9 protein-coding genes and 1 pseudogene are annotated in these 15,120 nt (G+C 31.8%); all 10 read right to left on the reverse strand.

The window, feature by feature from the left end:
* Nucleotides 1–61: 61 nt before the first annotated feature.
* Nucleotides 62–490, reverse strand: a complete 429-nt coding sequence (gene ruvX, locus IPK06_08520; protein ID MBK7980030.1) for a Holliday junction resolvase RuvX — start codon at nt 488–490, stop codon at nt 62–64.
* Nucleotides 491–2,668, reverse strand: a complete 2,178-nt coding sequence (locus tag IPK06_08525; GenBank protein MBK7980031.1) for a bifunctional (p)ppGpp synthetase/guanosine-3',5'-bis(diphosphate) 3'-pyrophosphohydrolase — start codon at nt 2,666–2,668, stop codon at nt 491–493.
* A gap of 3 nt (nt 2,669–2,671) precedes the next feature.
* Nucleotides 2,672–3,697, reverse strand: coding sequence for a hypothetical protein (locus IPK06_08530; protein ID MBK7980032.1), 1,026 nt, complete (start codon nt 3,695–3,697; stop codon nt 2,672–2,674).
* Nucleotides 3,684–4,310, reverse strand: a complete 627-nt coding sequence (upp, locus tag IPK06_08535) for a uracil phosphoribosyltransferase (GenBank protein ID MBK7980033.1) — start codon at nt 4,308–4,310, stop codon at nt 3,684–3,686. The genes IPK06_08530 and upp overlap by 14 nt, the downstream gene beginning before the upstream one ends.
* The gene (locus tag IPK06_08540; protein MBK7980034.1) at nt 4,310–5,668 is read right to left on the reverse strand and encodes an FAD-dependent oxidoreductase; all 1,359 of its coding nucleotides are present in this window, start codon (nt 5,666–5,668) and stop codon (nt 4,310–4,312) included. The genes upp and IPK06_08540 overlap by 1 nt, the downstream gene beginning before the upstream one ends.
* Nucleotides 5,669–5,704: 36 nt before the next feature.
* Nucleotides 5,705–7,018 (reverse strand): annotated as a pseudogene (gene der, locus IPK06_08545) (ribosome biogenesis GTPase Der).
* A 1-nt stretch (nt 7,019) separates the two neighbouring features.
* Nucleotides 7,020–7,886 carry a hypothetical protein gene (locus IPK06_08550; GenBank protein ID MBK7980035.1) on the reverse strand — a complete coding sequence of 289 codons (867 nt, stop codon included), beginning with the start codon at nt 7,884–7,886 and terminating at the stop codon, nt 7,020–7,022.
* A gap of 8 nt (nt 7,887–7,894) precedes the next feature.
* Nucleotides 7,895–10,978 carry a PD40 domain-containing protein gene (locus IPK06_08555; GenBank protein MBK7980036.1) on the reverse strand — a complete coding sequence of 1,028 codons (3,084 nt, stop codon included), beginning with the start codon at nt 10,976–10,978 and terminating at the stop codon, nt 7,895–7,897.
* Nucleotides 10,979–10,989: 11 nt separating this feature from the next.
* On the reverse strand, nt 10,990–13,935 hold the full coding sequence (locus tag IPK06_08560; GenBank protein MBK7980037.1) for a T9SS type A sorting domain-containing protein: 2,946 nt from the start codon (nt 13,933–13,935) through the stop codon (nt 10,990–10,992).
* Nucleotides 13,936–13,943: 8 nt separating this feature from the next.
* Nucleotides 13,944–15,107 (reverse strand): PorV/PorQ family protein, encoded by a 1,164-nt coding sequence (locus IPK06_08565; GenBank protein MBK7980038.1) that lies wholly within the window; start codon nt 15,105–15,107, stop codon nt 13,944–13,946.
* Nucleotides 15,108–15,120 lie beyond the last annotated feature (13 nt).

A 15,120-nucleotide genomic window follows, 5' to 3' on the forward strand; every position in this document is an offset into this window, starting at 1 on the left:
AAAAATAGCTTATATATTTAATAATGTCAATTATATTTCTACCAACCGCTTTTAATTATTATTAACTCTTGATTGTTTTCAAATAATCTTCCAAAATTACAGCCGCGGCTTTTCTATCGATCAATGATTTATCTTTACGTTTCTTCTTTGAGTTAACCGAAGTTTTAATATGCTCCCAGGCAATTGCCGATGAATATCGTTCATCCACAAATTCTACAGGAATCTTAAATTGATTTTCTACAACTATTTTAAATTTTTCTACATCTTCAGTTAATTTTGTTTTTGTTCCATCTTCTTTTAACGGATACCCGATAATAATTTCGGTAAAATTATATTCATCAAACATTTTTTTTATTTTATTCAAAAGCGCATGATCATTTTCTAAAGTTACTAAGGGAATCGCAAATATTTTTAAAGGATCGGATATGGCAAAGCCAATTCTTTTTTCACCATAATCAATTGCTAAAATTCTTTCTATTTCGTCTTTCATTTATTGCGGATTAGGAGAATCAAAACGTTCTACTAAATAAACTCCTTTTATTTTTTTTAATCTTTCTATCAAACGATTTAAATTATTTACGTCTTGAATATGCACAGCAATTTGTCCGCTGAACATAGATTCATTTGTATTTATTGTCACAGATTTTATATTTGTATTTTGGAATCCCGCAATTGTATTAGAAATATCTTTTAAAATTCCAGGTCTGTCTTCGCCTTTAATTGTAATACCGGCTAAGAAAAATGAATTTGCGTCTCCAGGCCACTCAACGGGAACAAGTCTATTTTCATTATTTTCTGAAAGCGACAATAAATTTTTACAATTTTTCCTATGGATTTTAATTCCTTCTCCAATTGTTATATAACCTACAATCGGATCGCCGGGAATTGGGTTACAGCATTTCGCGTAATTGTAAACAAATCCTTTATGAGCACCATCAACAACAACTTCGCCAATACTTTCGCGAGCAAATTTAGCAAAGCTGTCAAATTTTAAATCATTTAGTTCTTCTTCTTTAATTTCTTCGGGATTTAATATATTTTCAAGATCAACTTCATCTTCGGCAACGGCAACAAAAAACTTTGAAGGATTTTCATATTTTAATTTTTTAATTAATTTGTTTATATCATCCTGATTAAAAACAAGTTTATATTTTTTAAGTTTGCGTTCCCAAATTTCCTTTCCCGTCTCAACTATTCTATCTTCTTCTTTCTGTATGAATTTTCTAATATTTGATTTTGCTTTATGCGTTTTAACAAATTGAAGCCAGCTTTTATTCGGATGCTGATTTTTTGAAGTAAGAATTTCCACCTGGTCACCGCTCTGCAAAGGACTGCTTAGCGGAACAATTTTTCCGTTTACTTTTGCGCCGATGCAATGATAACCGACTTTACTGTGAATTTCATACGCGAAATCAACTGCCGTTGAATCTAAAGGAAGAATCTTCAAATCTCCTTTTGGAGTAAAAACATAAATTTCATCCTGATATAAATTCAGCTTAAAACTTGCTAAAATTTCATTACTTGCTTCGTCTCTTGAAACACTTTCAAAAATATCACGTATCCAATTAACCCAATCTTCCAGATCTCTGTTTGTCGAAGACATATTTTCTTTATATTTCCAATGCGCCGCAACACCTTTTTCCGCAATTTCATGCATCGCTCTGGTTCGTATTTGGATTTCAACAAGCTTGCCTTCAGGACCAATAACCGTGTTATGAATTGACTGATAATTATTCTTTTTTGGGATTGAAATAAAATCTTTAAATCGATCAGGTATTGGTCTGAACAATTGGTTAATAATTCCCAAAACGTAATAGCAGTCATTCTGATCATTATTTTCAAGGATAATCCTAATTGCGGAAAGATCATAAATATCTTCAAGAGGTTTATTTTGCTTTATCATCTTTTTATAAATGCTGTATAAGTGTTTCGGTCTTCCCCCAATTTCATAAACAAGTTCATGCTCATCCAACCGCTTTTTAATTGGTTCGGTTACAACTTTTATATAAGATTCTCTTTCCCTTCTTGTTTCGTTCAGTTTTTTGGCAATTTCGTTATAAGCATCTTTATTAAGATATTTGAATGCAAGATCTTCAAGTTCCCATTTAACTTTTGCGAGTCCGAACCTATGCGCAAACGGCGCGTATATTTCCAACGTTTCAGTTGCAATTCTTCTTTGTTTATGAAGCGGCACAAATTCAAGTGTTCGCATGTTATGAAGACGATCGGCAAATTTTACTAAAATTACCCTAACATCATTTACCATAGAAAGCAATAATTTTCTATAGTTTTCAGCTTGAGTAATATTATGTCCTCTAAAGACTCCGCTAATTTTTGTAACGCCGTCAACAATTTCTGCAACTTCTTTTCCGAATTCGCGCTCAATAAATTCTAAACTTATATCAGTATCTTCTACAACATCATGAAGCAAAGCGCTAACAATTGAAATATCATCCAATGGAATTTCTTTTGCTACAATCATTGTTACATTATAAGGATGAAGAAAATACGGTTCTCCTGAAGCTCTAAAATGATTTTTATGTGCTTCGTAGCTTAACTTAAATGCTTTGGTAATTAATTCTTCATTAAAAGAATGCAGATTTTTTCTGCAGAGAGATAATAAGTCCGCGAGCAAAGTATCTAACTGTATGTCGTCTAAAATTATCATTATCTATTTATTACCGGATATATTTTCTATTTCATTCTTTAATTCTGCAACTCTGTCAATTCTATCTTCTAGCCTATCTTTAATTTCTTCAGAATTAAATTCAAAATCAAGTATTTCGTTGCATAATTGATAAGCTTTATCATATTTTTTAAGATCAAAGTATAACATTGCGATCTTATGCATTAAAACAATGTCATTGTAAAAGTTTCTATTTTTTAATTTTTGCACAGATGTCAAAATTTGCTGATAAATTTCAATTGACTTTTCTTTAGATATATCTTGATAAGCTCTTGCCAATGCCCATTTGAAAAATCTGGAATCTTTATAATTAACCAACATTTTATTTGCCAATTCAACGGCTTTTTCGCTTTTACCGTAATCAATATAAATCCACAACAAAGAATTTATTGCCAAATATTGATTATAGGTATCAAATTTAATTGAGCTTTCCAATTGTTTTACAGCTTCACTTCTATCATCATTTACAAACGGGAGCCAATTTAAAGTTTTGGTCTGCGCGCTTCTCCAATATTTATAAATCCATTTAGCAATTTTAGCTTCTTCGAAATCATTATCAATTGCCTGACATTTTTGAAAATATTGAAGCGAGAAAACTCCATCGGCAAATGCCGGAATTAAATTGGAACCTATTGAATTATAATACGCGCGGTAGGCATAGATTACTGCTTGGAAATAATTGTACCACAAATTTTCGGCATCGGACTTTAATAATACTTCGGTTTGTTTATCGGCTGAATTTAATAAAGAATCAACATAATTTTCATTTATAAATTTTTCATAATCTACTGATTCAGCAATGTGAACTGCTGACAAATATATTTTCCCTAAAGGTAAATTTGGAAATTCAGCATCTAAATTTTTGAATGTTTTTTTTGCGGAGCCGTAATCTTCCAATAATATTTTATCAATACCGTATTTAAGCAAGGAATCTACTTTTTGATCAGGATATTGCTGCGCAAAATTTTGATACGCGATAAACAGAAAAATTAAAAATTTATAACGTACCAAATGTTCTGTCTCCGGCGTCTCCCAATCCAGGAAGAATAAAACCATGTTCGTTAAGTTCTCTATCTAAAACGGCGGTATAAATCGGAACATCGGGATGATCACCGCTTAATCTAACCACGCCTTCAGGAGCCGCGATCAATGATGCCATTACACAATCATTTGCTCCTCTATGCTTTAAAAATGAAATTGCGGCCGATGAACTTCCTCCGGTTGCCAGCATTGGATCCAAAACAATTACTTTTGATATTTCTAAATTTTTCGGAGCTTTATAATAATAATCAATGGGTTTCAATGTCTTTTCATCTCTTTGCAATCCGATATGTCCGACTTTCGCGCTTGGAATCATTTCAATGAAAGAATTTACTAAACTTAATCCAGCGCGCAAAACGGGAACCAATACAATTTGTTTTGCCAAATTGTAACCTTTGGTTATTTCAAGTGGAGTTTCGACATCAATTTCAATTGTTTCAAATTCTTTGCTAATTTCAATTGCCAGCGCGTAGGCAATTCTCCTTACTGCTAATCTAAATTGATATTCCCTTGTTTCCTTATTTCGCAAATAAGTTATATCTCTGCTAATTAAAGGATTTGATACAATTTTAAGATTTTTCATTAATAGTTCTCCTCAAGCTTTCTCCCAATAATGGAAAGCAGATTAATAAATGGTGATAAAGGCGGCGTATAATTGTAATAATTTTTTGCCAAATTGTTCGCTGAAATTTTATTATAAATATATGTTGAAATTAAATCTGCATAACCGGAGATCTCTTCCGAACCTACAAACGACGCGCCTAAGATCAATCTGCTCGTACCATCATAAATAATTTTTCCGAAAACTTTACTGGAACCAGGCATAATCTTGACTTTGTTATTAGCAACCGCGTTAACAAATTTTACTTTATTAAAAAATTGTGATGCGTGCCCTGAGTTCAATCCAACTTGAGCAATATATTTGTCAAAGAATTTAAATGTTGAATTTAGAAAAACCGGCTCGGCAAACTTATTTCCGCCTGCGGCATTCTCACCGGCAATATGTCCAAATTGATGAGCAAACGTTGCCTGAGGGAAATAATCGTTGCGATTTGTGATTTTATTTATGAATTCAATATTATCACCCGCGGCAAAAATATTTTGATCTGAAGTTTTTAATTTTGTATCGACAATTAATCCGCCAAACTTTCCAATTTTTAACTTAGCCGATTCAGCGAGAAAATTGTTTGGTTTAATTCCTATTGATACTATTGCGGCGTCAAAATCTAAAAATCTTCCTTCGTTTTTTAACTGAATAAATTTATTACCATTTTTAATAAACTTTGTATCATTATCAACTGAAAGAAAATTAATTTTATTTTTAGAAAGTAAATCTTTAACCAAATACTGCAGTTCAATTTCCGAATTTGGCAGCGGTAGTTTTTCTTTTTCTAGAACCGTAATTTCATATCCTTTGGATTTTAATGATTCAGCTACCTCCAATCCAATATATCCTGAACCTATAATTAAAATTTTCTCTACTTTATTCCTTTCAAAATATGATTTAAGTTTTAAATAATCCGAAATAGTTTTATAACTGAAAACATTTTCCAAAGTAAATGATAATTCGGGCAATTCTTTGGCAATGGAACCAGTTGTTAAAATTAATTTGTCATAAATCAAATGGTGGGACTTGTCATTTTTTTTATCAAAAATTTCTAAAGATTTATTTTTCGCGTCAATTTTTTTTACAAAATGATTTATAAAAACCTTTACATTTTTTTCTTCGCAAAATTTTTCAGGGGAATAGAAAATTAATTTATTGTGATCGTTTAGCTGTCCTGAAAGTAAATACGGCAGCTCACACGTTCCGGTTGAGATAAATTCGCCGGCTTCAATTAAAATTACATCGGCAGAAGGATTAGTTCTTTTAGCTTTTGCGGCGGCGCTTGGACCCGCGGCATTTCCTCCAACAACAATAATTCTTTTTGAAGTTTGCATTTATAGGAATTGAAAATTATTTGAGGTTAAATATAGCTATTTTTCTTTAAAACTTACTGTTATAGGTACACCCCAAAAACCAAATTTTTCCCTGATCTTATTTTCTAAAAATTTACGATAATGTTCAGGTGCTTCCTTACTGTTGCTGCAGAAAAATAAAAAGATGGGATATTTTTCGCCAACCTGTGAAATAAATTTTATGTTAATTTCTTTTCCTCTTTTTGTGGCAGGCGGAGGATTTTTTCTTATTTCCTCAATCATAATTTCATTCAATTCGCCGGTAGGAATTTTCTTTAATCTATCGGTTTGAATGGTTTTCGCCAAATCAATTAGCTTATAAATTCTTTGTTTTGTAAGTGCGGATATAAAAATTATAGGTAAATAATTTATACTTCCGAGTGAATGATATATTTCATCTTCAAATTTCTTTGCGGTGTTTGTTTCTTTTTCTACCAGATCCCATTTATTTACCGCAAGAATAATTCCTTTTCTTCTTTGTATAGCTTCATCAATAATTTTTTGATCTTGATTTTCCAATCCAGCTTGCGCGTCAATCATAATAATTGCGACATCACAATTGCTTAACGCTCTTCATGTTCTGACTGTAGAAAAAAATTCAATATTTTCTTTAACTTTGGTTCTTTTCCTTAAACCGGCGGTATCCACTAAAATAATTTCTTCACCATAATATTTTAATATTGAATCCAAACTATCGCGAGTTGTTCCCGGAATATCCGTAACTATACTTCTGTCATAACCTAAAAGCGCGTTGGTTAAAGAAGATTTTCCTACGTTTGGCTTTCCGAGAATGGCAATTTTTAGTCTATCATCATTTTCATTATATGAATCTGGAAAGTTTAATTGATTAACAAGATCATCAAGTACATCGCCGATATTTCTTCCGTTTAAAGCCGAAATATCATAAACATTGTCCAATCCGAATTTATAAAATTCTAATTTATCGTTTTCAAAATTTGCTGTATCAGCTTTATTAACTAAAACATAAATTGGTTTTTTAGAAGTTCTTAACAATGAAGCAACTTCATTATCGTGATGAGTAAGTCCAAGTCTGCCGTCATTAACAAATAATATCGCATCCGCTTCTTCTATTGCAATTTCAACTTGTTCTTTAATTGCTTGTTCAAATTTATCATCGCTGGATTTTACATATCCGCCCGTATCCATTACTCTAAAAATCTTACCGTTCCATTCAACGTCACCGCTGATTCTATCGCGCGTAACACCGCTTTGATCATCAACGATAGAAATTTTACTCTTCGTTAATCTGTTAAACAAAGTTGATTTACCAACGTTCGGTCTGCCGACAATTACAACTAAAGGTTGAGCCATATTAGAAATTTATTTTAATATTTAATTGTGGATTATATTCTTTATAAAATCCGATTTGTTCTTCTTTTAATGAAACATTAAGTTTAAGACTTTTATTATATCTGCTTGCCGTCCACGCCGCATCTAAAGCGCTAATAAAATGATTTGTTACAACTGCAATAACAGCCCATTTTGAAATATTATAAAAATCATTTGCCTTGCCTCTTTCAATCGAATAATAATCAAATTGATCGACAAGAACATCTCCGAAAACATATGGTTTTACCGGATCATCTCCAAATTCTTTCCACCCGACATTAAATTGAGAATACTTTCCGATCATTTCATAATATTGCTGTTCGCCATAATGAGCCAAGCGGTGAGAGTAATAATTTCCAATGTCACCTTCAAGCTTATTCAGTTCATTCCAATTAACATTATTTTGATCGTCGATAACATTATAATTACCTGGGTCAACTTCCGGATTTATCGTTGAAGCATTGTGCAATGTCCAATTTGCGTAACGATAAACGCTCCAATTTTCATTTGCGTAGTTTTCAAAAAAATCTGTTTGATCATCGCCCTTATTATCGTAAGTTACCGCCAAAATTATTGCGCCTACTTCTATTGCGGCAAAAATTCCAGCTTTTAAATAACTTTCAGAATAGAATTCACCGGCACCCGGAAGCGCAAATGACATTAAAGCCGCCAAAATTGGGGTTTTCTTATTATTTACATTAGTTTCGGTATTTTTATCATCCAAATAAATTAATTTTTGATTTACAAACTTTGTATCATTAATCAAGGAACCCGATAAGTTTATATTTTCATTATTCTGAGCATATAAAAATGAACTAACAGAAATAAAAATCAAAAATAATTTTTTCATAAATATTCCTAAAAACTAAATTCGAATAAAATACCGCCGTAAAAATTCCATTCTTTTCCATACATTATTTTTTCATCTCTGACAATTTTTTCGTATTCGTCAAATGCGTAAGATGCATTAAAAAATAAACTGGTAGGGAATAAATAAAATGAAATCATTTTTAATCTCAACTCAGCTCCGGCGCCTTTTTTAAAATCATTAAATTTCGGAAAATCATCATTCCAAGCATTTCCTAAATCACCATTAAGAGAGAAAAATAATTTATCAATGTATAAATGTCCAAGTCTATAATCAATATGATTAAAAACAGGTAAACGATAAGTCAAATTTACCCAGGCAAGTTCATTTCCGCTTATTGCATAAAAAGGATATCCTTTCATTCCCACTAAACCGCCGAGATAAAAATCAAAAAAATCCGGTACTTGCGGACCTAATATTGTACCCAATCTAAATCGGGTTGAAAGTGTATGATTATCAAATACCTGCCAATAATTTTTTAAATTAAGTTCAAATCTGTGAAAACTGAAATTTTTATATACGGGTACTAAAATTCCATCTTTATTATCATATTGTCCATCGGGGTTATATTTGTTCATTTCGTAATTATATCTTGCTTCAATTTCCATTCCCACCGGATTTATATCGGAATCAATTGTTGGATAAATTGAACTGAATGAATACGTCAGTTGTAAATTTCTGCCAATAAAATAATTATCGCTGCTGCTTGGATATAAGGTTGATGTATTTGGAAATATAAAACTTCCTAATGCGGCAGAATATTGGCTGTAAATAAATCTGAGTTCCAAATTGTGCATTGGATTAAAAATTTTATGTTTTGCCGCAAAATCTACTTCAAATAAATTATAGGTTACATCAGCATTAACTTTGCTGTCAAATGTTGGAACACCGTTTATAGTATCCGCGCCAAAAAAAATGTCAACATCCGCTTTTCTGCTGATTGAATAAACATCCGCTGATAATTCAGGTTTTAATCCTAAATTATATAATAAAGGAACTTTATTTTTATAAATAAAAGTTAAGAACAAATCTCTTTCAAATCTTGCGTTAATTGAACCGCCGGCAAAGAATGAATATCTATTAAGCATATCGGAAGATGTTAGGTAAAGTCCGGGTTTTATTTTATCTAATGCGGAATTTGACGTGCTGTAATTATCAAATCTAATAAACGGAAGAATTGTAAGTTTTGTAAATGCGCTTGAATAGTTTTTTTCTTGAACTTTGGCTATTCCATAATCGTTGAAATTTTTCAGTTTGTCAAAAACTTCTTCGGAAATATCTCCTTTTGATTTATCTTTATCTAAAGGCGGATTTAAAACTTTAACATATTTCATATTTGGATCAACTGAATTTTTATCGTCGTAATCCGTTTCAAAAATTTTATAACCTGAAGATGTGTAACCAGAATAAACAATTTTATTATTTTTAATAAACGGCATGAACGCGCCGCCGATAACATTTGTAAGCTGTGTTTTCTTTTTTGTGATTAAATCGTACTCATATAAATTGAAAATTCCTGTTTCATCGGAACAGTATATTATTTTATCATTTTCGGAATATAAGGGATTTCTTTCATCATATTTTTCGTTTAAGATAAATTCAAAATTGTTTCCGTCAATATTTACTTTTGCAATGTCTCTTCCATTATGATATGAATAACCAAAAATTACTGAATTACCGTCTTTAGAAAATTTCGGATTATATACTTGTTCGCCGTCTTGGAATGAAGTCAATTGCTTGAAATTCTTTCCGTCTATATCTACAATTCCAATATTAGATGTTCCGTCTTTTTGAAAAAGGAAACATATTTTATCGCCAATATCAGATACATTCGGATTATTGGCTCTTAATCCAAAAGTTATTCTGGTTTCATCTTCTTCGTTAATATCATAAATATATAGATCATGAATGTTAGTCCATTTAGGATTGTCTTCACTTAATTTTGCGTAAATAATTTTATTGGAATTTTTAATAAAGTTAAATGTAGATCTAATTCCCGATTTAACGAGTTCTTTTTCCTGAGTATCTAAATTAAGTTTATAAATACCTGAAGTGGCAAAATAATTTCCGTTTGCATTTGATATAAAATAAATCTCTTTATTATCAGGTGAAAAAATCGGATAAAAATTACCAAATCCATCGTTAACTATTTGCTTACCTTTTACTTCATTAGATTTTACTTCTTTAATTCTTTCATTATAATTTTTTGTTAAAAAATCTTTCCACTCGTCATAAATTTCATTTCCGTCTTTTCCCAATACATCTTCAAACGCGGCATCGATAGTAAAATTAGTAATTTTACCAAGTTTATAGGTAATATCTTTTAACTTTTCTTCACCGTATTTTTGAGAGATATATCTTGTAAGCGCAAAGCCGGAATTATAAACTGATTCATTTCCTAAACTCGTTTTACTGAACACGCCCATTTCGTTCCAACTTAACATTTTTCCGTCTAGCGCATAAGAACGTAAGATCATATCTCTATGCGAATCCCAATTATCATAATCAAATTCTTTGCGCATATATTGCGCGGTACCTTCGGCAAACCAAGCCGGCATATTAATAGTCGCTATTGGATATGAAGCAATAAAATTAGGAAAACCATAAAGTATATCGGGACGTCGTTTATCTTCGTAATTCAAATATTGAAGATAGAAAGCTGGAATTGATCGGCTTAATTTCATTGAAGCTTGAATTTGAACCATGTGTGTAAATTCATGTGAAATTACATTTCTTAGCCAATTATGTGAACCACGTAAATCAAAGTCCAATGCGGAAGCCCAAATTTCAATTTTATTGTCGAAAAAATATGTGGCACCGTTCGAGTAATCATCAATATCTTTTATAATATAGTGGACTTTATCAGGTTCGTAATTGTAAAGACTTGTTATTGGTCCCCATACATCTTCGGCAATCTTCAAAACTGTTCGTGCAGATCTTTCCGATTCAGTATGAAAATGAACTGCAACATGTTCGCCTTCTATTGTGTACCAATTATAATCGGGATCAAAATCTTCAATTTGACCAAAGATATTTAATGAAAATAAGAACGAAAGAAATATGATTTTTTTCATACGTGAAGTGATTATTTTACTACTGCAATTTTAATGATTTTATTTTCGGTTTTCCCGCTGTTGGATTTTACCTCTACGCGAGCTAAGTAAGCGCCGCTTTGTATATTTGAAACATTCCATGAAACCTCGGAATCAATTCCTCCGACAGCATTAAAGTTAAGCTCTTCTACAAAATCTCCGGCTATATCAAATATTTTAACATTTACTTTAGAATCTTCCGAAACATAAGTCCTAATGTATGTCTCATTTCCATAAACCGGATTAGGCCAGTTATAAGTTCTGTTCTGCGGGAAAAAGGTTGAAATAAAATTATCATTTTTAGCAGAATTTATGGAAGAGGAATTAAGGTTATTGCCAAATTCGCTTCCCCAGTTTACATTTCCTGAAGAGTTTAAATTCCATGTGTACACAGTATTCAAATTTGTAAGGGCTGAATATGATAAAGCAGTTTCAGTATTTGAAATGATTTGTTTACCGCTGTACTTGCCGCCTAAAGTTATTGGAAATCCTGGAACAATCTTACCGTCTTTACCTGATACGGCATAGATATTTCCATTTTCCGAAACAGAAATTAAATCCGCGAGATTATCACCATTCACATCAGCCGAAACTGATATTCCAGTAAAATCATCATTATCATTTAAAATAAATGGGAAACTATCAGCAATATTTCCGGCAATATTTAAGGCATAGATTTTATTCTTTTGATTAAAAATTATATAATTCTCACCGTCATTCTTTAAATCAGCTAAAGAAATATTTTTAATGTTTTCTTCATTTGAAAATATTTTTTCGGAACTGCCGCTATTTCTCCTAAATAAATAAATGGAGTTATTGCTTAAAATTATTGAAATAAAATTTCCGTTTTTATCTTTTGTTAGAATAACTTTATCTATTTCATCTGGAAAACTAATTTCCCTCCCATCATTATCTTTTATTTTATTTGAACCGGCTGAAACAAAATAATCAGCAAGTACCGATATTTGACTTAGTTTACCAATGTCAGTTTGGTAAGTATTTTTCAGTGTTGCCGAATCAGAGGAAAGCACGTTATAAGAATAAACATAAACTTTTCCATCTTCAGTTCCATAAAACAAATCGAATTCATTATCTGAAATTGGGTTTGCAATAATTGGAGAAGTGCATTTTCCGATTATCTTGTTTTGCTTTTTAATAAAGACTGTATCAAATATTCCGATGTTTAAATTATTTTCATATATTCCGAAAAAGTACGAAGTTTCATTATTTCCAGCAGTACAAAAATTACTATTTGAAAAATTTGGAATAATTGCATTTGTACCAATTATGGATAAATTATTTTGCGAAATTCCAAAAGTCTTTCCATTTACAGTTTTAAATTCATCAATATTTTGCGGTAATTGATTGACACTTTTAAGTTTTAAAAATTCATTCCCGAATTTCACGCTAAATTTCATTTGGTTTGAAATATCGCTGAAATTATAAATTGAGATTAAACTTTTACCTCTACTGTTTGTATTAGTGTTTGGTTTTGTATCATCCGAGAATTTGTTTTGATATAATTCGGAAGAATTGGATGAATACCAATAATCGTATTCGCCGCCTTCCGCAATTACCAAATCACCAAAAATTGTTTGAAATTCTTCGCCAATATCTTGAATTCCGTCGGCTTCTTCTAAATCAACACCTCTGTTTTTCCCAACATTTATTTTATTTGAATCTAAATTATCGTTAATAATTTTTTCATCGATGTGCCAAATCAAAATACCGTTTCCAGGAGTTGCCCAGTCAAATTCATCTACGTCAATAACAACGCCGTTCAATGTATCAATAACGGAGCTGTTAAAATTATCTAAATCTTCCGGAAAAGAAATTGAACGAACGGAGCCGCCCAATTTATATGTAATTTTTATTCCGTCTTTAAAAACATCTCGTTGTCTATTTTCAATCAAATAATATTCTGTTGAGTTGATTGGAATTTTTGCAATTTTAATTTGTTCTTGATTTAGAGCGAATTCCAATCTTGGAACAATATTAATGTCAGTTCTATCCATGTTTATAACAGTTGGTTCTTCCCATCCAAGAAAAACTTTCTCCCAAGCTGAAGGTTCTGGCGGAAATAATCCGCTGAATGCCAAAAGTGATTGACCGTCCATCAAACCAAATCTGCCAATGGCACTTTTACCGGTTTCTGAATCAAATAAATCAGGTAATCCTAAATAACTGGCAATATTAGAGACTAACAACCCATTTATAGAAAGTTCTATTAGTACAGTTCCGCCAAATCCACTTTCTTCTCTTGATTCTGTTTCGGGAAGAATTGCGGTATTTGTAATTTTAAATCCATTTGATAAAGTTATGCCATCAAAGTTATTACCATAATATTTTTTCATTGAATTAAGACTTAAATAAATAGACGGCAAATCTCTTGGTTCACCAAGCAAAGTAGAAGTTGAAATATCTTTTCCAACACCGGCATGAAAAATTACAAACATATCGAATTGAGAAAAATCCAAATTAGGGTTCTGTTGTTCGGCAAGGGTCCAAACTTCAGAAGCAAAATCTCCTAAAATTTTAAATCCGCCTTTTTCATCGGGCGAATATTCCCGCATCACTTTTGAGACTTTTACAACTTCAGGAATAACTTCATAATTTATTTTTACAATTCCATTGGAAGATTTTTCAAAATAATTTTGGGAAAATTTCAAATGATCTTCAAAATAATTTTTATCATGCGGCAAAGGATCAATAATTGTATTGCCGTAATCTTTTGAGTAAATTGAGCCGAATGTTCCGTCGCCATAGGTCAATTCAAATTTATCCGGTTGAAATTCTACCATTACGGCTAAAACATTAATTGTTTGATTGCCTTGTTTAACAATATTTTTCTCATCGGATAAAATTTTGGCAGAAAACTTCTGGGCAGATAAACTGCCCAAACAAATAAGAAAGAAAACACCTATATATTTAAGATTCATAAAATTTATTATATACCTCGGGGAAATCCTTTTCCAATGCTTGCAGTAGTTGCGCCCCATCCGATTGATAACGTAAATCTTAAGGTATCCGAAAGCGGATGTTGTTCACCATCTTTAAATAAATCTGTAGTTATATAACTGAAATCAAAACCATAAAGATCATAACGGATTCCGGCACCGATTGTCACAAATTTTCTGTTTCCATAACTTGGATCTTCATAAAAGAAACCGGTTCTTAAAGCAAATTTAAAATCTTCGTCACCGTACCAATATTCTAATCCAAGCGAAGTTACTAAATCTCTTAATTCTGTTTTAAAGTCATCATCAAACCAAGAAGTAAAAATAGCTTCGTAAAATTCTTTTCTCTGTGAAGCGCTATCGGCTCTATCAACTAAAAGTTTACTTACATCTGTAGTTAATGTTAATGAATTAAATTCGTCTTCCATCAATCTAAAAGCTAAACCAAGTCTAAAGTTTGTTGGAATAGGGTCTGCCTGCGATTGATCGATATAATAAATTTTTGGACCAATATTGCTTAAGTTCATTCCCAAACTGAATTTATTTCCAATATTGCCAATGAGCGGTAATGTAAGATCTGCGGGACGCCACATTGTTGCAATATCAAAACTTATTGTTGTTGATACTCCTTCACCTTTTTCCTGCGCTGTTGGTTTATCTGAAAGACGGCTGTGAATTACTCTAAAATTCAATCCTAATCCCCAATCAGCATGAAGCTTTGTAGCATATCCTAAAGTCAATGCTGCATCAAATGATCTGAATTCGCCGAGAGGAGTTGGAGAATCTTCGCCGGTTCTAATGAAAGTTCCGTAATTCATAAATGTAATACTAGAAGTGATACTACCGTCAACTTCTTCAACGTATTGTCTGTAAGTTAAATAGTCATAAAATAAATCATCCAATCCAAATTGAGGAAGCCATTTACTATGAGTAATGCTCGCTTCTGCGCCGGTTAAAAACGCAATTCCTGCGGGGTTCCAAAAGATAGCCGCAGAATTATCTGCAAGTCCGCCGCCTGATTCACCAACGCCGCCAGCTCTGGAATCCGGTGCAAGCAATAGAAACGGAACTGCCGCTTCTCCTTGAGCATTAATTTCATTTGTAAAAAAGATTAACATTGGCAAAAACGCCAATATTATTAATGATTTTTTCATTTAAATGTACCTC

It is taken from the genome of Ignavibacteriota bacterium (assembly GCA_016713565.1).
In the GTDB taxonomy this organism is placed as follows: Bacteria; Bacteroidota; Ignavibacteria; order Ignavibacteriales; family Melioribacteraceae.

Bases quoted from the DNA above. Each gene is read 5' to 3' on its own strand.
- ruvX (MBK7980030.1), bottom strand. From the start codon at position 490: ATGAAAGACGAAATAGAAAGAATTTTAGCAATTGATTATGGTGAAAAA.
- IPK06_08525 (MBK7980031.1), bottom strand. From the start codon at position 2,668: ATGATAATTTTAGACGACATACAGTTAGATACTTTGCTCGCGGACTTA.
- upp (MBK7980033.1), bottom strand. From the start codon at position 4,310: ATGAAAAATCTTAAAATTGTATCAAATCCTTTAATTAGCAGAGATATA.
- IPK06_08540 (MBK7980034.1), bottom strand. From the start codon at position 5,668: ATGCAAACTTCAAAAAGAATTATTGTTGTTGGAGGAAATGCCGCGGGT.
- IPK06_08550 (MBK7980035.1), bottom strand. From the start codon at position 7,886: ATGAAAAAATTATTTTTGATTTTTATTTCTGTTAGTTCATTTTTATAT.
- IPK06_08555 (MBK7980036.1), bottom strand. From the start codon at position 10,978: ATGAAAAAAATCATATTTCTTTCGTTCTTATTTTCATTAAATATCTTT.
- IPK06_08560 (MBK7980037.1), bottom strand. From the start codon at position 13,935: ATGAATCTTAAATATATAGGTGTTTTCTTTCTTATTTGTTTGGGCAGT.
- IPK06_08565 (MBK7980038.1), bottom strand. From the start codon at position 15,107: ATGAAAAAATCATTAATAATATTGGCGTTTTTGCCAATGTTAATCTTT.